This is a genomic window from Micromonospora sp. NPDC005203 (genome assembly GCF_042872705.1).
Classification (GTDB): Bacteria; Actinomycetota; Actinomycetes; order Mycobacteriales; family Micromonosporaceae; genus Micromonospora.
In genome coordinates this window covers 29,310-50,042 of sequence record NZ_JBIAKV010000010.1, presented here as the reverse complement: position 1 = coordinate 50,042, position 20,733 = coordinate 29,310, and the positions used below count along the sequence as shown (strand labels likewise).

Below are 20,733 nucleotides of genomic sequence, written 5' to 3'. Positions count from 1 at the left end.
CACACACCCACCGTCGCGGGCCCGACGGCGCAGGGTGTCGTCCGACGCGTCGCGTGGCGACCTGTCGTACTCCTCGGGCAGGATGCACCTCATGGTTCCCGACCGTGCCGCCCGACCGACCCGAGTCGCCCGATGACCGACGCCGACCTCGACAGCCCTGGCGAGGCGGTCGGGCGGGTGCTGGGCACCGCCGACGCCACCCCGTTGCAGTTCTGGACGGCCGTGGCGCCCGGCAGCTATCTCCAGCTCGACGACGTGGTGGTCACCCGGCGGGAGCTGCCGGACCGGGAGCCGGTGACGATCGCCGGGGTGGTCACCCAGGTCCGCGCGCGTCACGAGGGCGCCCAGTTCGACTCCGACGTGTTCGCCATCGCGGACGGCACGCTCCCCGCGCAGGTGCAGGAGGCGGCCGAGGTCACCACGACACGCGTCGATCCGGAGCTGTACGTGCCGCCGACCCCGGGCGCGGTGGTGTTCCGGGCCGAGGGCGACGCCCGGGCCCGCGCGCTGCACTTCGACCGGATGGAGCGGCGCATCCCGATGGGGATGGGTCGCGACGGCGTCCCGGTCTATCTCAACGCCGACTTCCTCGACGGCAGCCGCGGCGCGCACGTCTCGATCTCCGGCATCTCCGGGGTGGCCACCAAGACCAGCTTCGCGACCTTCCTGCTCTACTCGGTCTTCCGCTCCGGCGTGCTGGGCGGCGACGCGGTAAACGCCAAGGCGCTGATCTTCAACGTCAAGGGTGAGGACCTGCTCTTCCTGGACCACCCCAACTCCCGCCTCGACGATCCCACCCGCGCGGCGTACGCGAAGCTCGGGTTGAGCGCCGGCCCCTTCCCCGACGTGCGGGTGTACGCCCCGCCCCGGGTCGGTGACGCGGCGGGCACACCGGATGTGAGCAGCCGGCTCACCGGGGTGGACTCGTTCTACTGGACCTTGAGCGAATTCTGCGCCGACCGCCTGCTGCCGTACGTCTTCGCCGACGCCGACGACGAGCGCCAGCAGTACACGATGGTGGTCCACTCGGTGACCGCGCACCTGGCCCGTTACGCCCAGCCGGCCGACGGCGGGGTGAGCATCGACGGGGTGCGGCTCGGCTCCTACGGTGACCTGGTCGACCACATCGTCGAGGCGCTCAACGACGACGAGACCCGCTCCGACTGGGCCGGCAGCGCGGTCGGGCTGGGCACCGTCAACGCGTTCGCCCGCCGGTTGATCGGCAGCAAGAAGGACCTCGCCCGGCTGATCCGCGGCGACCTGGCCACCCGTCGCCCGCACTCGATCAACACCAGCGAGTCGGCGCAGGTGACGGTGGTCGACCTGCACAACCTTCCGGACCGCGCGCAGCGGTTCGTGGTGGGCGTGACGCTGAAGAGCGAGTTCGAGCGCAAGGAAAAGTCCGGCACCGCCAAGCCGCTGCTCTTCGTCGTCCTCGACGAGCTCAACAAGTACGCCCCCCGGGAGGGCTCCTCGCCGATCAAGGAGGTGCTGCTCGACATCGCCGAGCGGGGCCGCTCGCTCGGGGTGATCCTGATCGGCGCGCAGCAGACGGCGAGTGAGGTGGAGCGGCGCATCGTCACCAACTCGGCGATCCGGGTGGTCGGCCGACTCGACCCGGCCGAGGCCTCCCGCCCGGAGTACGGTTTCCTCCCGCCGGCGCAACGGCAGCGGGCGTTGCTGGCCAAGCCGGGCACGATGTTCGTCAACCAGCCGGACATTCCGGTGCCGCTGTGCCTGGAGTTCCCGTTCCCGGCCTGGGCGACCCGGGTCTCCGAGGCGGGCCGGGCACCATCGGAGACGTTGCGCTCGATCACCCAGTCCGCCGACCCGTTCGCCGTGGTGGGTTCGGGCGGCGGCAGCTCCGACGACGACATCCCGTTCTAGCTAGGGCCGGCACAGGTGAGCGCGAGGAGTGAGCTTGCGAGCCCCGCAGTCGCGAACGGAAGGCAAGCACAGCCATGAAGATCCTGCACACCTCCGACTGGCACGTGGGAAAGGTGCTCAAGGGGCAGTCCCGGGCCGACGAGCACAAGGCCGTGCTGGCCGGCGTGATCGACATCGCCCGTGCCGAGCAGCCGGATCTGGTGATCGTCGCCGGTGACCTCTACGACACCGCCGCGCCCAGCTCCGAGGCGACCCGGCTGGTCACCCGGGCGTTGACCGCGCTGCGGCGTACCGGCGCGGACGTGGTCGCGATCGGTGGCAACCACGACAACGGCCCCGCGTTGGACGCGCTGCGACCGTGGGCCGATGCCGCCGGCATCACGCTCCGCGGTGGAGTGCGGGAAGATCCCGACGAGCACATGATCGACGGCAGCACCGCCGGCGGTGAGCGGTGGCGGCTGGCCGCGCTGCCGTTCCTGTCCCAGCGGTACGCGGTCCGCGCCCTGGAGATGTACGACCTGAGCGCCGCGGAGACCAACCAGACGTACGCCGACCACCTGGGCCGGGTGCTGGGGCGGCTGACCGAGAGTTTCACCGAACCGGACCGGGTGCACCTGGTCACCGCGCACCTCACGGTGACCGGCGCGGCCACCGGTGGCGGCGAACGCGACGCGCACACCGTGCTGGGCTACGCCGTCCCGGCCACCGTCTTCCCGGCCACCGCGCACTACGTGGCGCTGGGTCACCTGCACCGGGCGCAGCGGGTCGCGGGCCCCTGCCCGGTGCGCTACAGCGGCAGTCCGCTCGCTGTCGACTTCGGTGAGCAGGAAAACGTCCCCTCGGTGACGATCGTCGAGGTGACGGCCAGCACCGCCGCCCGGGTGCGGGAGGTGCCGGTGACGGCGGCGAGCGCGCTGCGCACGGTGCGGGGCACCCTGGCCCAGCTCGCCGAGATCGAGGCACCGGACGCCTGGCTGCGGGTGTACGTGCGCGAGCAGCCCCGCGCCGGCCTGCGCGAGGAGGTGCAGGAGCTGCTCCCCCGGGCCCTGGAGATCCGGATCGACCCGGAGCTGTTGACCGCCGCGGGCAGCGGCGCGCGCATCGCCCAGCGTTCGGGGCGTTCGCCGCGGGAGTTGTTCGCCGACTACCTGGACAGCCGGGGCCACGCCGACGAGGGTGTCCGGGAGCTCTTCGACGAGCTTTTCGAGGAGGTCGAGCACTGATGCGTCCGATGCGGTTGGACATGGCCGGGTTCACGGTCTTCCGGGACGAGACCACGGTCGACTTCACCGACGCCGACTTCTTCGCGCTGATCGGCCCGACCGGTTCGGGCAAGTCGACGGTGCTGGACGCGATCTGCTTCGCCCTCTACGGCATGGTGCCCCGCTGGGGTGGCGCCCGGGGGTTGGCGAACGCGCTCGCGCCGTCGGCGACCGAGGCGCGGGTGCGGTTGGTCTTCGAGTCCGGCGGCGCCCGGTACGTGGCGACCCGGGTGGTTCGCCGGGACGGCCGGGGCAACGTGAAAACCGCGAACGCCGGGTTGCAGCTGATGCCGGCCGGCTTCGACGTGACCAAACTGGACACCGGGTTGAGCCCGGACGACCTCGGTGAGGTGGTGGCCGGCACCCCTGCTGAGATGGAGCAGGCGGTGCTGGAGGCGGTCGGGCTGCCGTACGAGCAGTTCACCAGCTGTGTGGTGCTGCCGCAGGGGCAGTTCGCGGACTTCCTGCACGCCAAGCCGGCGACCCGGCAGCAGATCCTGGTCAACCTCCTGGGCCTCGGGGTCTACGAGGACGTGCAGAAGAAGGCCACGGCGCGCGCCGGGCAGGCGGAGGCCCGACTGGAGGCGGTCGACCAGGTGCTCGCCGGGCTGACCGGCGTGGACGACGAGGCGTTGGCCGAGGCCGACGCGCGGGTCGACCGGATGGCCGAGCTGGCCGGCAGGGTGGCCGCGGCGGTGCCGGAGCTGGCTACGGCCCGGCTCACCGCCCGGGAGGCGGCGGCGGCGCTGACCGCCCTCGACGACGAGCTGACCGTCCTGACCGGGGTGCGCGCGCCGCGCGGGGTGGCCGAGGTGGCCCGCGCGGTCACCGCGGCGCGGGCCGACGCGGAGGCGGCGGCGACCGGGGTGTCGTTGGCCGAGGAGCGGGAGGAGAAGCTGCGCGGCGAGCTGGCCGGTGCCGGCGACGAGAGCGCGGTGCGGCTGCTGCTGCGGGCGTACGACGATCGGGGCCGGCTGTCCGGCGAGGCCGACACGGTCCGCGCGGCGGTACGCGCGGCGAACGACGAGCACGCCACTGCGGTGGCGGCCCTGGCCGCCGCCCGCGTGGTCGCCGAGCGGGCCGACGTCGAGTTGGAGGCGGCCTTCCGGGCGCACGAGGAGGCGAAGGCCACCGACCTGGCGGTCAGCCTGCGGGTGCACCTGCACGCCGGCGCGGCCTGCCCGGTCTGCGAGCAGCAGGTGGAGCGGGTGCCGGCGGTGCCTGCCGATTCGGCGGTGGCGGCGGCGACGGCGGCGGGCAAGGCGGCGCGGGCCGCGACCAAGGCCGCGCAGGCGACCGTGCAGGAGCGCGACGCGGCGGCGCGGGACCTGGAGCGGCTGCTGGTGCAGGCGCGGGCCCGGCAGGAGCAGGTGGACGCCCGACTGGCCGAGTTGGACGGGCAGCTCGCCGGGGCGGCGGAGCCGGCGGTGTTGCGCCGGGAGCTGGCCGAGCACGCCCGGTTGCGGCGTGCGCTGGAGGACGCGGCGACCGCGGTGCTGGCCGGCCGCGAGACCGCGCGCCAGGCCCGGGCCGGGGTGGACGCCGCCGAGGAGCGGCTACGGGCGGCATGGCGGGCGTTCGACACGTCCCGCGACGGGTTGGCCCGGTTCGGCCCGCCGGTGACCGATCGCGACGACGTGGCCGTCGCGTGGGTGGCGCTCACCGGTTGGGCGGCGACCGAGGCGGACCGCCGCCGCGCCGATCGGGCGAGCCGGGCCGTCGCGGTCACCGAGGCGGAGTCGGTGGCCGACGCGGTGCAGCGGCGCATCACCGGCATCTTCGCCGACGCCGACGTGCCGGTCGGTGACGACCCGGTGCACGCCGCGACAGTGGCCCTCGAGCGGGCCGACGCCGAACGGCGGCGGCTGCACGAGCGTCGCGAGCAGGCCGGCACGTTGCGCGAGCAGCGGGCGGGGCACGAGCGGGAGGCGCAGGTGGCGCGCGCGCTCGCCGGGCACCTGCGGGCCAACAACTTCGAGCGGTGGTTGCTCGCCGAGGCGTTGGACCTGCTTGTCGACGGCGCGTCGGGGATCCTGCGGGAGCTGTCCTCCGGCCAGTACGAACTGGTGCACGACAAGGGCGAGTTCGTGGTGGTCGACCACCACGACGCGGGTCTGCGCCGGGGGGTGCGCACCCTCTCCGGCGGCGAGACGTTCCAGGCGTCGCTGGCGTTGGCGTTGGCGCTCTCCGAGCAGCTGGCCGGGATGTCGACGACGGCGGCGAGCCTGGAGTCGATAGTCCTGGACGAGGGCTTCGGCACGCTCGACGCCGCGACCCTGGACACGGTCGCCGCCACGTTGGAAAACCTGGCGGCCCGGGGCGACCGGATGGTCGGCGTGGTCACCCACGTGCCGGCGCTGGCCGAACGCATCCCGGTCCGCTTCGAGGTGCGCAAGGATGCGCGTTCCGCGCGCGTGGAGCGGACGGGCCGGTGAGCGCGAGGAGTGCAGCGCAGCGGAGCCCCGCAGTCGCGAACGAAAGGCGGGCCCGGTGAGCGCGAGGAGTACAGCGCAGCGGAGCCCCGCAGTCGCGAACGAAAGGCGGGCCCGGTGAGCGCGAGGAGTGCAGCGCAGCGGAGCCCCGCAGTCGCGAACGAAAGGCCAGCTCGGTGAGCGACCCCGCGTTCTTCGTGGATTCGTGGGATCCGGCGTACGGTGCGTCGTTCGAGGCGTCGACCGCCGGGCCGGCCGCGCCGAGCAGCGCGCAGGTCGACGCGGACGTGGAGCTGCCCGCGGTGGACTGGCGGGCGATCGGGGTACGCCCTGCGGTGCAGGCGCCCGACGTGGTGTTGCTCGTCGACGGGGTCCGCCGGATCGACGCGAGCATCTGGACGGCGGAGGCCGACGGCCTGTCGTTCCCCGGTCTGGCCGCCTCGTACGCGGCCGGGGTGGTCCGCTGCGACCTGGGTCGGGGTGCCGCGCAGTTGGCCGGTACCCGGGTGGGTCGGGGCCTGTTCACCGCGAGCCCGTCGGCGCAGGATGTGGTGGCGGGCTCGATCCGTTACCCGGTGCACCGGGTGGGTGGCACGGGTGAGCTGGCGAAGTTGCCGGCCGCCGTGCAGGGTCCGCTGACCGCGCTGGAGGTGGCGGTGTCCGACGCCGCCCGGGTCGACGGCGATCTGCTGGTGGTGGACGGCCCGTTGCGGAGTCGCCGGCAACTGCCGCGCACGCTGGGCTACATCAAGACCCAGCACAGCCAGTATCTGGATGCCCGACTGACCACGGTGGTGACCGGTCTGGCGTCAGGTGAGCGTTCACCGGTGTTCCGGCTGGGCACCGCCTGGGGTGGCTGGTCGTGGTATCTGCGGTTGCCGGTGGCGATCGGCGCCCCGTGGGCGGGCATCGTCCGGGTGGAGTGTTCGGCTGACCTGCCCGTCGAGGCGGCGATCGAGTTGGCCGACCTGTCGCTCGTCACCCTGCCCCGCTTCGCCTCCACCCCGTACAAGGACCCGCGGGCCCCACAGAACCTGATTCCGATCGCCGGGCTGGAGCGCCGGCTGCGTGCCCTGCTCGGCGATTCCCGGTTGCTGCACCGCGCGTTGACCGCCGCGGCCCGCGCGGCCCGTTGACCGCGGATACTTGTCGGGATGGGACGTAAACGGGCGGCTGACCGGGTGGTCGAGCCTGTCGACACGGGGCAGGCCGAGCTGGTGCCGGCCCCGGACCGGCCCGGCTCGTGGACGCTGTTGCTGGACGGCGCGCCGCAGTCGCACGTCGACCTGACCGACCCGACGCACCTGGAGTTCGAGTACGTGCGGCGGCTGGCCGCCGCGGTGGATCTGATCGCACCGGCGGGTGAGCCGCTGCGGGTGCTGCATCTGGGTGGCGGGGCACTGACCCTGCCCCGCTACGTGTCGGTCACCCGGCCCGGCTCCACCCAGCGGGTGGCCGAGGTGGACGGCGCGCTGGTGGAGCTGGTCCGCAGGGTGCTGCCGTGGCCGTCCGACGCCCGGCTGCGGGTCCGCGTGGAGGATGCGCGGGCCGTGTTGACCGCCACCCGGGACGCCAGTTACGACGTGGTGGTCGCCGACGTGTTCGCCGGTGCCCGCACCCCGGCTCATCTGACCTCGGTGGAGTACGCGGCCGAGGTGGCCCGGGTGCTCCGCCCGGCGGGCTGGTATCTGGCGAACCTGGCCGACGGCCCGCCGTTGCGGCACGCGCGGGGGCAGGTCGCCACGGTCCGCTCGGTGTTGCCGCAGGCCTGCCTGGTCGGGGACGCGGCGGTGTTGCGGGGCCGCCGGTACGGCAATCTGGTGCTGGTCGCCGGGCGGTCCACGCCCCCGGTGCCGGAGCTGACCCGGCGCGCCGCCGGCGACTGGTTCCCGGGCCGGGTGGTGGCCGGCGACGAGTTGGACCGCTTCGCCAGCGGCGCGCCTGTGGTCCACGACGCCGACGCGACCGGCTCGGATCCGCCGCCACCGGGCCTGTTCTCCGTCCGTCGCTGACCGCCCACTCAACGACGGTGGGGGAAATTTTCGCCGTTCGTTGATCCGCTCGGGGTGCTGCTACGTACCACCGGGCGGCCCGCTTCGTGGGCCGGCGATGGTTACGGACACCCCGGAGGTCTGCATGCACGCGGTGGCGGCCGGTTGGCATGGCGACGTGGTTGGCGCGGACTGGATGTCGGCGCGGTCCTCGTCACGGCCGACGTCGTCTGCCCGGGGGGTCGACGCGCACGCGCCGTCTCGCCAGAATGGTCCGGTGACGCCGCGACCGGCGCCCGGACGCCATCAGGCGACGACAACCGAGGCCAGCCACTCCGACCAGTTGATCCGGTTGCTCTACGCCGAGCACGCCGGTCCGTTGCTGATGTTCGTGATGCGTCTTACCGGGGGGGACCGGCAGCGTGCGGAGGACATCGTCCAGGAGACGCTGCTGCGGGCCTGGCGCAACGCGCACCGCCTGGGCACGCAGGGGCAGGGGCAGGGGTCGCTGCGGCCGTGGCTGGTCACGGTGGCCCGTCGGATCGCCATCGACGAGCACCGCAGCCAGGAGGCTCGGCCGCCGGAGACGTACGACCGGGATCTCACCGCGTTCGCCGAGGCGGACAGCACCGACCGGGTGCTGCGGACCATGACTGTCGCGGACGCGCTGCGTACGCTCAGCCAGTCGCACCGGGAGATCCTGATCTCGACGTACTTCCGGGGGCGGACGGTGCCGGAGGCCGCCGAGGAGTTGGGGCTACCGCTCGGCACCGCCAAGTCGAGGGTCTACTACGCGCTGCGCGCGCTGCGCACGGCTCTGCAGGAGCGGGGGGTGACAGAATGAGCCGGCCGGACCACATGGACGTCGCGGCGTACGCGCTCGGTGTGCTCGACGAGCAGGACACGGAGCGGTTCGAGGAGCATCTCGCGACCTGCTGGGCGTGCGCGGCCGAGTTGGAGACGATGGTGCCGGTGGTCGGGCTGCTCTCCGACATCGACGGCGAGACGATGATGGCGCTGGAGCAGACGGCTACCGACCCGGCGTTGCTGAACCGGACGCTGGGCGCGGTCCGGGCCGACCGGCGGCGTACCCGGTTTCGTCAGCTGCTCGCGACGGCCGCCGCGGTGGTGGTCTTCGGCGCACTCAGCGGGTACGGCTTCGTCAACGTGACCGACAGCGGACCGGCGCCGCTCGCCGGCGCGACGCCGAGCGCACCTGTCGACCCGGTGACCCCCGGGCCGACGGCCCCGCCGAGCGGTCCGGGCGTCGGCGGCACCGAGGAGGAGGGCGACCAGGTCGAGGCCACCGACCCGACGACCGGTGTGCAGACCACCATGTTCCTGGTGAAACGGGAGTACGGGACGCGCATCAACTTCAGCCTGCGGAAGTTGCCCGGCCCGCGCACCTGCCGGTTGGTGGTGGTGCGCAAGAACGCCAGCACCGAGGTCCTTTCGAGCTGGTCTGTTCCGGACGGCGGTTACGGCACCAGCACTCGGCCGCAGGGTCTGGAGTTGAGTGCGTCGACGTCGGCTGCGGTGGCTGACATCAAGCAACTCCAGGTGCAGTCGGTGGACGCCAATGGTGTGGCGAGTCCGCTGGTCACGCTACCGATGTAGTCTCGCGTACGGATCGGCGCCGGCCATGGCGACAATGGCCGGCGCCGATCTGTCGTTGCCCGAGAAGTCTCGCCACGGGGGCGTACGCATTCCCGCTGGAATCGGTTCAACCAATTCTCGTGAAATTGACCACTGTTGTTACTTCAACCTTGACAGCCCACCTTCCGTACCTATGGGTGAACGCCAAGAATGAGGAGGGCACGTGGCACAGATGAAGCGGACCGTCATCGTCGCGAGCGCGATGGTCGCACTAACGGCCTGCGCTCCCGCAGGTTACGACGGGGCGAACTCGAGCGCGGCCGAGCCGGTCGCCGTCGCCGCGGCCGAGCCCAGCGCGTCGGTGGAGGCCGAGGCGTCGGCGTCGGCGGAGGCGCCGGTCGCCGACGCGCCGCCCGCGAACGTCGACCTGACCGAGAAGTTGGTCGGCAAGAGCGTTGCCCGGATGGGCAAGGTGGTCACCGACGAGAAGGGCTGGATCCTGTACCGCTTCGACAAGGACACCGCCGACCCGCCGTCGTCGAACTGTGTCGAGAAGTGCGCAGAGGTGTGGCCGCCGGCGCTGACCGACGGCAACCCGCAGCTCAGCGGCGTCTCCGACGACAAGGTCAGCAGCGTGACCCGCCAGGACGGCACCCGTCAGCTCACCATCGCCGGCTGGCCGGTCTACCGCTACATCGGCGACAAGAAGCCCGGCCAGTGGAAGGGCCAGGCGGTTGGTGGCACCTGGTTCGTGGTCCAGCCGGACGGCAAGAAGAACCTCAGCTGCCTGCCCACCTCCACGCCGAAGCCGGTCGCGCCGCCCGCGGACAGCGGCACCAACGACGCCGAGGGCTCGGGCTACTCGTACTGATCAGGGACACCCCGGGCACGACGGTGGCCGGTCGCAGCCGGGGAGGGCGCGACCGGCCACCGTCGTGCCCGGAGGGCCGGCGGTGGCCGTGACCACGCCGCGACCTGGCAAAGTAGTGGGGTGACCAACACCGAACCCGCCGCGACCCGGGTGCTGCGCCCGCCGGTCGGCTACCGGCTGGCGGCGTCGGTCCACGCGCTGACCTTCACGCCGTACGACCCTTGCGCACGGTTCGTCGACGGCACCTTCTGGTGGGCCACCCGCACCCCGGACGGGCCGGCCACCCTGGCGCTGCGGTCGTCCGCCGGTGAGCTGCTCGCCGAGGGTTACGGGCCGGGTGGAGCGCACGTGGTGGCGCGGGCCGACGCGATCGCCGGGCTGCACGACGACCTGACCGGCTTCGTCGAGCTGGCCGGGGCGCACCCCCTGGTGGCCCGGCTCGCGCGGGAGCACCGGGGGCTGCGGATGCCCCGCACCGGCCAGGTCTTCGCTCGCCTGCTGCGCGTGGTCCTCGAGCAGAAGGTCACCGTCAAGGAGGCGTACCGGGCGTACGCGGCGACCGTGCGGCACTTCCGGGAGCCGGCGCCCGGCCCGCTTCAGCCGTTGCTCCTGCCGCCCGAGGCCGCCGCGGTGGCCGCCACCCCGTACTGGGTGTTCCACCCGTTCGGCGTGGAGCAACGCCGGGCCGACACGTTGCGGCGGGTCGCCGCGCTCGCCGACCGGTTGGAGCGGTGCACCGACGCCGCCGACGCGACCCGCCGGCTGACCGCCATCGCGGGCATCGGGCCGTGGACGGCCGCCGAGGTGGTCCGGGTCGCGTACGGGGACGCGGACGCGGTGAGCGTCGGCGACTACCACATCCCGAACACGGTGGCCTGGGCGCTCGCCGGCGAGCCCAGAGGCGACGACGCACGGATGTTGGCCCTACTGGAGCCGTTCCGGGGTCACCGCGGTCGGGTCTGCCTGCTGCTGGGGGCCGCCGGCATCAGCGCGCCGAAGTACGGTCCGCGCGCCACGATCCGCTCGTTCGCCCGGTACTGAACGGTCACCGCCCGGCGCACAGCCGACGCAGGGTGCGGCCGAGCCACCACGCGTACGCGTGCTGCACCGCCCGGACCGCCGGACCGCCGGCACGGGTGAACCAGCGGCTCGGGCGGCTGAACGCGCGTACCTCGAACCAGACCGCGCCGTCGTGGTCGCGGCCGACCACGAACGCCTCCTCGCCCCGCTCCGGGTGCCCGGTCAGGGTGCCGTAGCCGAAGCCCGCGAGTATCGGCGACTGCTCGCTCCAGATCACCCGACACGGCCCCCAGATGCGGGCCGGGCCGACGCCCAGGCCGGAGCTGACCAGCACACCCTCGGTGGCCCGGGGGGCGTCGGTGCGGATCCGGACCCCGGCGGCGCGGTGCAACCGCCACGTCAGCACCGCCTCGGCCGCCGCCTCGAAGCAGCCGACCGGCAACGGATACCGGTGCCGCAGGTGGTGGTACCCGCCGGGTAGCGGCCCGTGCCGGGTCGCCCCCACCTCCGGGTACGTCAGGTCCACTGCTCGCACCGGCGCTTGAGACCGTCGGCCTCCAGGCGCAGGTAGCGCCGGAGCAGGCCGCCGTACAGCCGGCCGATCAGGCCGGCCAGCGGCCCGGACTGGTCGATGGCCAACTCGACCCGGGTACGACCGTCGGGCAGCGGCAGCAGCCGGTGCTCCCCACGGGTCCGCACCCCGGGGGTGTCGGACACCCAGGTGAACTCCCGTCCGTCGGTCAGCTCGGTGACCCGCCACACCGCCGGCCGCAGCTTCGGCTGGGTCAACCGGGCGGTCGCGCCGACGGCGAGCGGCTCCGGTTCCCCCCGCTCGACCCGGGTCACCGAGGCCGTCCACTCCGGCCAGCGCTCCACGTCGACAAGCACGGCCCAGACCTGCTCGGCGTCGGCGGTGATCTCCGCCGTGGCTTCGAACCGCATCACGTCCCCTTCCGGGCGGTGCCGTAGCGCACCGCCCACGGGTGCGGACGAGGCCGCCGGAATGGATCGTGACACCCGCGCGCAACACCCGCGGGATCAGGCGGCCTCGCGGAGGTCGGCCAGGCTCAACGGGGTACGCAGCCGCAGCAGTTCCTCCAGCTCGGGCACCGAACCGACCTCGCCGAGCACGTTCCGGCCGCCACCGAACCGCTGCGGGTAGCGGCGGGTCAGCCGGTAGCGGTAGCGGCCCCGGATCAGCTCGACGCTCACCCGCCACCGCCCGCAGCAGTCACAGACCCACTCGGACACCCCGCGAAAGTAGCTCTGACCTGCGAATATTCGATTCGCCCGGTCGGGACGAGCGGCGCGTGGGCGGACACGCCACCCCCAGTGCCCACGGTGATCTGCCTCACGACTGTCGGTGCCGTCTGATTGACTGGTCGCCGTGGACCTGCCGATCAATCCTCCGGTCGAGCCGATGTTGGCCAAGAGTGTCGCCAAGCTTCCCACCGCCGCCGGGTTGACCTACGAGCCCAAGTGGGACGGGTTCCGGTGCATCGTGTTCCGCGACGGTGACGAGGTCGAGCTGGCCAGCCGGGGCGGCAAGTCGATGACCCGCTATTTCCCCGAGGTGGTCGACCAGGCCCGCCGGCAGTTGCCCGAGCGGTGCGCGGTCGACGGTGAGTTGATCGTCATCCGGCGCGACGGGCCGAGCGGCCAGCCCAGGTTGGATTTCGAGTTGCTGGCCCAGCGCATCCACCCGGCCGCGTCCCGGGTAAAGCTGCTGGCCGAAACCACACCTGCCGATTTCGTCGCGTTCGACCTGCTGGCCGTCGGCGACGAGGCGCTGCTCGACCAGCCGTACCCGCTTCGCCGTGAGCGGTTGGTCGAGGCGCTGGCCGGAGTACACCCCCCGGTGCACGTCACCCAGGTCACCACCGATCCCGACACCGCCCGTCGGTGGTTCGACGTGTTCGAGGGCGCGGGGCTGGACGGGTTGATCGTCAAGCCGGCCGACCTGCCGTACGAGCCGGGCAAGCGGCTGATGTCCAAGGTCAAGCACACCCGCACCGCGGATGCGGTGGTGGCCGGCTTCCGCTGGCACAAGTCCGGCCCGGTGGTGGGCTCGCTGCTGCTCGGCCTGTACGACGACGCCGGGGTCCTGCACCACGTGGGGGTGAGCGCGTCGTTCACCATGGCCCGTCGCGCCGAGTTGCTCGACGAGCTGGCCCCCTACCGGGACACCGGCGGCGAGCATCCGTGGGTGCACGGCGACCACGAGCGCGGCCAACGCATCCCGGGTGGGGTGAGCCGGTGGACCGGCACCAAGAACCTGGAGTGGGAGCCGGTCCGCCCGGAGCTGGTGGTCGAGGTGGGCTACGACGCCATGGAGGGCGAACGGTTCCGGCACACCGCCCGATTCGTCCGCTGGCGACCGGACCGCGATCCCCGGTCGTGCCGTTACGACCAGCTCGACCGGCCGATCCGCTTCGACGTGGACCAGGTGCTGCGCGGTGACCCGGCGGCCACCGTGGACCGTGCCGCCGATGGCTCGGCGTAGCCTGGCCGTCGACCCGACCCCGGAGGAGCACGTGATCCGCACCGCCCATCAGCCTCGGCTGGCGACCAGTCGCCGGATCCGTCGCACGCTGGCCGCCCTCGTCGTCACGGCGCTGCTCACCACCGGTTGCACGCTGCCGGCGTTCGCGCCACGCACCGAGGTGCAGGGCGCGGCCGCGCCGACCGGCAGCGCGCCCACCTGGCGGCCCTGCCCGGACGTGCCCGACGACCTGGTCGGGCGCGGCGCACCCAACATGCGCTACGAGTGTGCCCGGATCGCGGTACCCCGCGACTGGGGCACCGGCGGCGGGGCGAGCACCGGTCCGGGCGCCGGGGAGACCTTCGAGATCGCCCTGCTGCGCGCCCGCTCCACGAAGCAACGTGACCGGGTCGGCTCGCTCGTGGTCAACCCGGGCGGTCCGGGCGGCTCCGGCGTCGACACCGCCGTCTACCTGTCGTTCGGTCCCCAGTTCGGCGGGCTGCCCGCCTCGATCACCGAGCGCTTCGACATCGTCGGTTTCGACCCGCGCGGGGTCTCCCGGTCCAGCCCGGTGAAGTGCATCTCCGACGCCGACCTGGACGCCAGCTTCGGCTTCGACCCGGACCCGGCGAGCCAGTCGGAGTTCGACGGTTTCGTCGGCCTGAGCCAGCGGATCGGGCGCGGCTGCGGCGACCGGTACGGTGACCAGTTGCCGTTGTACGGCACCGAGCAGGCTGCCCGCGACATGGACGCGGTACGTGCCGCCGTGGGTGACGACAAGCTGACCTACCTGGGCTACTCCTACGGCACCCTGCTCGGTGCCACCTACGCCCAGCTCTACCCACAGCGGGTGCGGGCGTTGGTGCTCGACGGGGCCGTCGACCCGCAGCAGCGGCTGGTGGAGGGTTCGGAGAGCCAGGCCCGCGGCTTCGAGCGGGCCTTCACCAACTTCACCCGCTGGTGCGCGGCGAACGCCGGCCGGTGCCCGATCGCCCCGGACGCGCGGGCCGCGGTCACCACGGCCATCGACAAGGCCAAGGCATCTCCGGTACGCGGCGCCGGCGGGCGGGAGGCCACCGCCGGCTGGGTGTTCTACGCGGTCATCTCGTCGCTCTACACCGAATCCGGCTGGCAGGAGCTGGCCCAGGCGATCGACAGGCTGGCCGATGGTGATCCGAAGGACGTGTTCCGGCTCGCCGACGCGTACGCCGGGCGGGAGAGCGACGGCCACTACTCGAACCTGTTCGACGCCAACCTGGCCATCAACTGCGCGGACGAGACGGAGAAGCCGAGCCGGGAGCAGATCCGCCAGTTGCAGTCCGAGTGGCGGGGGAAATATCCGCTGTTCGGGCCGGCGCTGGCGGTCGGCATGCTGAGTTGCGTCGAGTGGCCGGGCGGGCGTGACCCGTACCCGACCGGAAAGGCGAACGGCGCACCGCCGATCGTGGTGGTCGGCACCACCGGCGACCCGGCCACGCCGTACGAGCAGACCGGCCGGCTCGCCTCGATGCTGGGCGTCGGCCGGGTGCTGACCTGGGAGGGCGAGGGGCACACCGCCTACCCGCAGACCTCCTGCATCACCAACGCGGTCGACGCCTACCTGCTCGACCTGACGGTGCCACCGGAAGGCAAGCGCTGTCCGCTCCGCTGACCGGCTGGGTCGGCGGCAGCGGGGGCAGATCGATCCCCTGCCGGCTGGCCAACTCCTCCAGCAGCGCCCGCATCCGGCGTACGTCGGCCTTGAGCTGCTCCTGCTCCTCGTGCTCGAAGGCGTTGTCGTCGACGATGAGCCGGCTCGCGAAGTGCGCGGTGATCAGCGGGATGACCAGCAGCACCATTGTCGAGATGAGCAGCGCGGCCAACGTCCGGCCCGCCCAGGTGGTCGGCGAGATGTCGCCGTAGCCGACGGTGGAGGCGGTCACCACCGCCCACCAGACGGCGTCGGCCGGGCTGCGCTGCTCGACCTCGCCGTAGATGACCCCGGCCACCACGATCATCAGCAGGTACGAGGTGATCAGCGTGCGGGGCGAGTTGGCGAACCACACCAACGCCCGGTAGATCCATTGGAACGGCAGCAGCAGGAGCTCCATGCCGCCCTATGCTGCCCGCCACCAGCAAGTAGCGTTGGCCCACCTGCCGCAAACGTCTACCTGACAGGGTGACGTTCCATCACCGACGTGGGACGATGCCGGCATAGAACGCCGCCGCCATTGCCGAAAATCCGCTCACATACGTCGCCATACGTCGCGGGCTGTCGCGACTGCCCAATCGGTTGACGACCGTGATGACGGCCTGCTCGACAACCGGGCGCCTGTGGACATCATCGATTGGTTTGGGTGTGACGAGCCACTCGTTCCGCATCTCGCCGCGTTTGTCGAGATATTGCGTAGCCGCGCGACCGCGGAGACACGCCGCACCTTGCGAGTCTCGCCGAACAAGCTCACCAGTGCCAGTTCGATCCCCGTCGTTGTGCCAGGCTCACCGGCATGACCGACGTGACCTATCGGGAGGCGGTTCGGGCTGACCTGCCCGCCGTCATCGCCCTGCTCGCCGACGACGTTCTGGGCAAGGCCCGCGACTTCACCGAGGTCGACGAGGCGTACGAGAGGGCGTTCGCGGCCATCACCGCCGACCCGCGCAACCAGCTCATCGTGGCCGAGCAGGCCGGCGACCTGGTCGGCTGCCTACAGATCACCTACATTCCAGGGCTCGGTCGGCACGGCAGTGAGCGGTCGCTCATCGAGTCGGTCCGGGTCCGCTCGGACCGGCGCGGCCAGGGGCTGGGCCGGGACCTGATGACCTGGGCGGTCGAGCAGGCCCGGCAGCGTGGCTGCGCGCTGGTGCAGCTCACCACGGACAAGTCTCGTGCGGACGCGCACCGCTTCTACGTGGGCCTCGGCTTCGTGGCCAGTCACGAGGGCATGAAGCTCGCGCTGTGACCCGCCGTCACGCCCGCCCGGCGGGGGTAGCGGGCGTCGCCCCGACCGGGTTACGTTCGCTGCCATGAGCAGGCCGACGATGCCCGGTGCCGCACTGTCGCGCCCGCCATGGCGACTGACTGGCTCAGCGCTCCTGGCGGTCGGCGTCCTCCTGGTCATCGTCGCGTTCTGGCTGCCCGCCTGGCGCAGTGTCTACCTGGATCGGACGGACACCACTCCGGGTTCGAAGGTGCTCGGCTGGGCGCTACCGCTCGCGGTCATCGCCGCCGTGTTCGCGGTGCTGTCGCTCGCCAACATCGGCCCAGCCCGCCAGGTCTGGCGGCAGGCGAGCCTCGGGATGCTCGTCTCCAATGCGCTCGCCTGCGGCGGCCTCACCGGGGCGTACTGGTATTTCGAGGTCGAGGACCCCTACGTCGGAGACGAGTTGATTTCGACCGGGCCGGGCGCCGGTTTTCTCCTCGCCTTTCTGGGCTGCCTGCTGATCCCGCTCGCCGGCACCCTCCCCGACGACCGCCGCGGTTGACCCTTCGCCGGGGCGGTTGGCCGTCGGACAACGAGCCCGGCCCGCATGAGGTACAGCTCGCGCTTCGCCGTGGCCAAACCCTTCGAGTCGAGCACGTACCCCGTGATCCAGATCCAGTCGTTGTACGGGTCGGACTCGCCGACCGTGACCACCCGCAGCCGCAGCGACCGGTCCCCCGTGAACTGCACCGAGCAGGCCGCCCCGATCAGCACGACGTCTCCCGGCCTCACGACAACCATCCGAGGAACCTGCGGTAAACGGTGTCGGCGGGAGCCCAGGACAAGTCCTGCTTAGCCGCCACCAGCCGCGACCCCAGGTAGATCCGGAGGGCTACCGGCGACGTGGCGTACTCCCCCAGCAGCTCAACGCGGCGTGCGGCACAGGGCCAGGGCCGGTCGCACGCCTCGCACAGCCAGAGTGGGAGGACGGGAACATGCGCGGTCATCGGTGCTCACCCGGCCAGTGGCCCCGATTGATCGGGATCCTGTGCCTGGCCCGGCAGGGCAGCTCGTTTCCGCACTTGCAGACGTTGCGCCACTTGATCCACGACCACACCGGCCGATGCCTGCGGGCCAGGGTCATCGCTACCGCCGCCAGGTAGTCGCCGTAAGGCACGTGCCGGCTCATCCGCCCTCCCTAGTAGAGGCCTGCGGCAGCGCAGCTACCCGCAGTCACTCGACCACCACACCCAGCGCAATGGTTTACCGGCCAACGCGAATATGCAATATTACATTTCGGATGAAACGAAAGAGAAGGTTTCATCTTGATGAGTTTCATTGCGATGCGTGACCGGCAGGAGTTACATACCGGGTGCAAGCTGCGCTCGATATGTAGTCACGGAAGGGGGAACGGCAGTGACGACAGACACCGGCTCTACGGTCCCGAGGCGACAGCTAGGGCGGTACCTGCGGCAGCTTCGCGAGGAGGCCCGCGTGACGGTCAAGGCAGCAGCCGACGCGTTGGAGTGGTCGACACCGAAGATCTGGCGCATCGAGACCGGCGCTACTTCGATGAGATCGCTCGACGTAGAAGCGATGTGCAAAATCTACAGAGCGTCACCAGAACTCACCGAAGCTTTGATGGGCCTCGCCAAGGAGACGAAGGGTCGAGGCTGGTGGCATTCCTACGGCGACGCCATCCCCGAGTGGTTCGAGCTGTACGTAGGGCTGGAAGCCGCAGCAACTCGACTCCGGACATACGAGGCGCAACTTGTCCCCGGCCTGCTCCAGACCGAGACGTACGCTATCCGCGTCTTACAGGTAGCTCGTCCAGACATCACCCGGGCGGAGATCGAGCGACGGCTAGCCGTGCGTCTCGGTCGTCAGGCGCTGCTGACGCGCCCAGCACCACCCGCTCCGCAATTCGACGTCTTGCTTGAGGAGGCTGTCCTGCGGCGCGGGGTGGACGCAGAGCAACTGCAACACCTGATCAGGGTCAGCCGGCAGCCGAACGTCTCGCTGCGCGTAATTCCGCTAGCCAAGGGTCTGCACAGGGGCAACATGACCAGCGGCACGTTCACCATCCTCGATTTCGAGGGGGGAGCCGAGCCGTCGATCATCTACTCCGACAGCCTCACGGGCGCGCTCTACCTCGATAAGGCCGCCGAGGTCGCGACGTACGGGGAGGCGTGGGACATCATGGAGAACCCGGCGCTGACCGAAGCGCAGTCTCGCAAACTCATAACATCGATCGCAGAGGAACTAATATGACCACGCTCAACTGGAAGACAAGCACCCGCAGCAACGAGGGGAACTGCGTCGAGGTTGCCACGCCAACCCCGACAGTCATGGTCCGGGACTCCAAGGACCGACAGGGACCGGTGCTGTCGTTCGGCGCGGGTCAGTGGGCCGACTTCGTCCGGGGCATCAAGGGCAGCAAGCTCAACGGCTGACAACGGTGCCGGGTGTGGTCACTGGAGGCCACCACACCCGGCTCCACGCGCGTACGTCGGTTAGTCAGCGCGCGGCGTCGAGCTGCCGCCCCTGATGTGGGCACCGTCAGCCGTCGACCAGGCGACCGTCGCGCAGCACGAGCACCCGGTCGGCGAGGTCGATCAGGGCCGGGTCGTGCGTGGCCACCAGCGCCGTCATGCCGCGCGCGTGCACCACCGCGCGCAGCAGGTCCATGATGGACCGACCCGTCTCCGAGTCGAGCTGACCGGTGGGCTCGTCGGCGATGAGCAGGTCCGGCTCGTTGGCCAACGCACGGGCCACCGCGACCCGCTGCTGCTGGCCACCGGAGAGTTCGTACGGGCGCTGCGCGGCGTGCCCGCCCAGGCCGACCATCTCCAGCAGCACGGCGACCCGCTGCTCGCGCTCGGCGGCCGGCACCTGCGCCAGCCGCAACGGCACGCCCACGTTCTCGGCGGCGGAGAGGATCGGCACCAGCCCGAACGTCTGGAACACGAACCCGACGGTGCCCCGGCGCAGCCGCAGCAGCTCCGCCTCGCCGGCCGCGGTCACCTCGTGCCCGGCCACCACCACCTGACCGCTGTCCGGGCGGTCGAGACCGCCGATCAGGTTCAGCAGCGTGGTCTTGCCGGCCCCGGACCGGCCCCGGATGGCGACCAGCTCGCCCCGGTTGGCGCTGAACGAGACGTCCCGCACCGCGTGTACGGCGTGCTCGCCCCGACCGAAGGTGCGGCTCACACCGCTGACCCGGACCACCTCGACCGGTTGCCCGGCGGTTGCGCCGTCGGACCCGGCCGCACCGGTCACCACCATGTCCCGTTGACTCATGCCTGTGCCCCCCGCTCGTCGGTGGCCCGGTCGCCGGGCCGTACCTGCACGTGGTCCGGCTCCAGGTCGAGCCGGACCCGCTCCTTCAGCGCGAGCGCGTCGACGAACGCGGCCGGCAGTTGCATCCGGCCGTTGCGGTCCAGCACCGCGTACTCCTCGCTGACCAGCTCGGTGTTGCCGTCCGCGTCGGTCCGGGCGGTTCGGCGTACCTCGGAGGCGGTCCGGCCGTCGCGGATCGCGACGGTGCGGCGGACCTGGGTGGCCACGGCGTGGTCGTGGGTCACGACCACGATTGTCACGCCCAGCTCGGCGTTGATAGTGCGCAGCGCCCCGAAGACCTCGGCGCCGGTCGCCTCGTCCAGTTCACCTGTCGGCTCGTCGGCGAAGAGCACCTCCGGATCGTTCGCCACCGCCACCGCGACCGCACACCGCTGCTGCTCGCCGCCGCTGAGCTGCCCCGGCCGGCGGTCCGCGCAGTAGCCCACGCCCGCCATCTCGAGCAGCTCCCGGGCCCGCTCGCGGCGGGCCCTGCCGCCGCGTTTGCCGGCCAACTGCATCGGCAGCTCGACGTTCTCCACGGCGGTGAGGTACGGCAGCAGGTTGCGGCCGGTCTGCTGCCAGACGAAGCCGACCAGTTCCCGCCGGTAGCTCAGCCGCCGCTTGGTGGACAGCGAGAGCAGGTCGTAGTCGGCCACCCGGGCGATGCCGGCGGTGGGCGTGTCCAGGCCGGAGAGGATGTTGAGCAGGGTCGACTTGCCCGAGCCGGACGCGCCGACGATCGCCAGCAGCTCCCCCCGGTCGATGACCAGGTCGAGCCCCTGCAGGGCGACCACCTCCACCCCCTCGGTCTTGAAGATGCGCACCAGACCGTCGCAGACGATGTGTCCGCGCAGTCGGTCCTGCCCGCCGGCCCGCTCGGCGGCGCGAAGCGCAGCCCGCTGTTGCAGGGAGGCCAGGTCGGGCACCAGTGAAGTCTGGGCGGTAGCGGTCAT

The 20,733-nt window shown here is 71.8% G+C and carries 22 protein-coding genes; 15 read left to right on the top strand and 7 right to left on the bottom strand.

Annotated features, from left to right (window positions below):
* Window positions 1-132: 132 nt before the first annotated feature.
* The 9 genes from ACFYPM_RS21710 (at window position 133) to ACFYPM_RS21670 (ending at window position 11,080) form a co-directional block, all read left to right on the top strand.
* Window positions 133-1,887, top strand: a complete 1,755-nt coding sequence (locus ACFYPM_RS21710; protein ID WP_387199790.1) for an ATP-binding protein — start codon at window positions 133-135, stop codon at window positions 1,885-1,887.
* A 74-nt stretch (window positions 1,888-1,961) separates the two neighbouring features.
* The gene (locus ACFYPM_RS21705; RefSeq protein ID WP_387199787.1) at window positions 1,962-3,110 is read left to right on the top strand and encodes an exonuclease SbcCD subunit D; all 1,149 of its coding nucleotides are present in this window, start codon (window positions 1,962-1,964) and stop codon (window positions 3,108-3,110) included.
* Complete coding sequence (locus ACFYPM_RS21700; RefSeq protein WP_387199785.1) at window positions 3,110-5,584, top strand: AAA family ATPase; 2,475 nt, start codon at window positions 3,110-3,112, stop codon at window positions 5,582-5,584. The genes ACFYPM_RS21705 and ACFYPM_RS21700 overlap by 1 nt, the downstream gene beginning before the upstream one ends.
* Before the next feature lie 173 nt (window positions 5,585-5,757).
* A complete protein-coding gene (locus ACFYPM_RS21695) occupies window positions 5,758-6,717 on the top strand; it encodes a hypothetical protein (protein ID WP_387199782.1) in 960 nt (319 codons plus the stop codon).
* An 18-nt stretch (window positions 6,718-6,735) separates the two neighbouring features.
* Window positions 6,736-7,593, top strand: coding sequence for a spermidine synthase (locus ACFYPM_RS21690; protein ID WP_387199779.1), 858 nt, complete (start codon window positions 6,736-6,738; stop codon window positions 7,591-7,593).
* 124 nt (window positions 7,594-7,717) lie between these two features.
* Window positions 7,718-8,416: a sigma-70 family RNA polymerase sigma factor gene (locus tag ACFYPM_RS21685; protein ID WP_387199776.1), complete on the top strand. Its 699-nt coding sequence runs from the start codon at window positions 7,718-7,720 to the stop codon at window positions 8,414-8,416.
* Window positions 8,413-9,189 carry an anti-sigma factor family protein gene (locus ACFYPM_RS21680; protein ID WP_387199773.1) on the top strand — a complete coding sequence of 259 codons (777 nt, stop codon included), beginning with the start codon at window positions 8,413-8,415 and terminating at the stop codon, window positions 9,187-9,189. The genes ACFYPM_RS21685 and ACFYPM_RS21680 overlap by 4 nt, the downstream gene beginning before the upstream one ends.
* A gap of 202 nt (window positions 9,190-9,391) precedes the next feature.
* Complete coding sequence (locus ACFYPM_RS21675) at window positions 9,392-10,039, top strand: hypothetical protein (protein ID WP_387199770.1); 648 nt, start codon at window positions 9,392-9,394, stop codon at window positions 10,037-10,039.
* A 120-nt stretch (window positions 10,040-10,159) separates the two neighbouring features.
* A complete protein-coding gene (locus ACFYPM_RS21670; protein ID WP_387199767.1) occupies window positions 10,160-11,080 on the top strand; it encodes a DNA-3-methyladenine glycosylase family protein in 921 nt (306 codons plus the stop codon).
* Window positions 11,081-11,084: 4 nt separating this feature from the next.
* Here ACFYPM_RS21670 and ACFYPM_RS21665 read toward each other — a convergent pair whose 3' ends face one another.
* The 3 genes from ACFYPM_RS21665 to ACFYPM_RS21655 all read right to left on the bottom strand — a co-directional run bounded on the left by ACFYPM_RS21665 (window position 11,085) and on the right by ACFYPM_RS21655 (window position 12,310).
* A complete protein-coding gene (locus tag ACFYPM_RS21665; RefSeq protein WP_387199765.1) occupies window positions 11,085-11,594 on the bottom strand; it encodes a DUF1990 family protein in 510 nt (169 codons plus the stop codon).
* Window positions 11,576-12,001 carry an SRPBCC family protein gene (locus ACFYPM_RS21660; RefSeq protein WP_387199763.1) on the bottom strand — a complete coding sequence of 142 codons (426 nt, stop codon included), beginning with the start codon at window positions 11,999-12,001 and terminating at the stop codon, window positions 11,576-11,578. Before ACFYPM_RS21660 ends, ACFYPM_RS21665 begins: the two co-directional genes overlap by 19 nt.
* Window positions 12,002-12,097: 96 nt before the next feature.
* Complete coding sequence (locus ACFYPM_RS21655) at window positions 12,098-12,310, bottom strand: hypothetical protein (protein ID WP_355029384.1); 213 nt, start codon at window positions 12,308-12,310, stop codon at window positions 12,098-12,100.
* 136 nt (window positions 12,311-12,446) lie between these two features.
* On the opposite strand from ACFYPM_RS21655, the gene ACFYPM_RS21650 reads away from it, so the two are divergent.
* Both ACFYPM_RS21650 and ACFYPM_RS21645 read left to right on the top strand, forming a co-directional pair.
* Window positions 12,447-13,562, top strand: coding sequence for an ATP-dependent DNA ligase (locus ACFYPM_RS21650; RefSeq protein ID WP_387199760.1), 1,116 nt, complete (start codon window positions 12,447-12,449; stop codon window positions 13,560-13,562).
* Window positions 13,549-15,192, top strand: coding sequence for an alpha/beta hydrolase (locus ACFYPM_RS21645; RefSeq protein ID WP_387199757.1), 1,644 nt, complete (start codon window positions 13,549-13,551; stop codon window positions 15,190-15,192). Before ACFYPM_RS21650 ends, ACFYPM_RS21645 begins: the two co-directional genes overlap by 14 nt.
* Here ACFYPM_RS21645 and ACFYPM_RS21640 read toward each other — a convergent pair.
* Complete coding sequence (locus ACFYPM_RS21640) at window positions 15,119-15,631, bottom strand: potassium channel family protein (RefSeq protein ID WP_387199755.1); 513 nt, start codon at window positions 15,629-15,631, stop codon at window positions 15,119-15,121. The genes ACFYPM_RS21645 and ACFYPM_RS21640 overlap by 74 nt on opposite strands.
* Window positions 15,632-16,027: 396 nt before the next feature.
* Here ACFYPM_RS21640 and ACFYPM_RS21635 point away from each other — a divergent pair, with 396 nt between their 5' ends.
* Window positions 16,028-16,480 (top strand): GNAT family N-acetyltransferase, encoded by a 453-nt coding sequence (locus ACFYPM_RS21635; RefSeq protein ID WP_387199752.1) that lies wholly within the window; start codon window positions 16,028-16,030, stop codon window positions 16,478-16,480.
* A 64-nt stretch (window positions 16,481-16,544) separates the two neighbouring features.
* Window positions 16,545-17,003, top strand: a complete 459-nt coding sequence (locus ACFYPM_RS21630; RefSeq protein WP_387199749.1) for a hypothetical protein — start codon at window positions 16,545-16,547, stop codon at window positions 17,001-17,003.
* Between the two features lie 441 nt (window positions 17,004-17,444).
* Here ACFYPM_RS21630 and ACFYPM_RS21625 read toward each other — a convergent pair whose 3' ends face one another.
* Window positions 17,445-17,630: a hypothetical protein gene (locus ACFYPM_RS21625; protein ID WP_387199746.1), complete on the bottom strand. Its 186-nt coding sequence runs from the start codon at window positions 17,628-17,630 to the stop codon at window positions 17,445-17,447.
* A gap of 227 nt (window positions 17,631-17,857) precedes the next feature.
* Between ACFYPM_RS21625 and ACFYPM_RS21620 the strand changes: the two genes are divergently transcribed.
* Both ACFYPM_RS21620 and ACFYPM_RS21615 read left to right on the top strand, forming a co-directional pair.
* Window positions 17,858-18,712 carry a helix-turn-helix domain-containing protein gene (locus ACFYPM_RS21620; protein ID WP_387199743.1) on the top strand — a complete coding sequence of 285 codons (855 nt, stop codon included), beginning with the start codon at window positions 17,858-17,860 and terminating at the stop codon, window positions 18,710-18,712.
* Complete coding sequence (locus tag ACFYPM_RS21615; protein ID WP_387199740.1) at window positions 18,709-18,894, top strand: DUF397 domain-containing protein; 186 nt, start codon at window positions 18,709-18,711, stop codon at window positions 18,892-18,894. Before ACFYPM_RS21620 ends, ACFYPM_RS21615 begins: the two co-directional genes overlap by 4 nt.
* Window positions 18,895-19,000: 106 nt before the next feature.
* Here the strand turns inward: ACFYPM_RS21615 and ACFYPM_RS21610 are convergent, their stop codons facing one another.
* Together ACFYPM_RS21610 and ACFYPM_RS21605 are read right to left on the bottom strand one after the other, a co-directional pair.
* Entirely contained in the window at window positions 19,001-19,726 is a 726-nt protein-coding gene (locus tag ACFYPM_RS21610) for an ABC transporter ATP-binding protein (protein WP_387200236.1), read from the bottom strand.
* 11 nt (window positions 19,727-19,737) lie between these two features.
* Window positions 19,738-20,733, bottom strand: coding sequence for an ABC transporter ATP-binding protein (locus ACFYPM_RS21605; protein WP_387199738.1), 996 nt, complete (start codon window positions 20,731-20,733; stop codon window positions 19,738-19,740).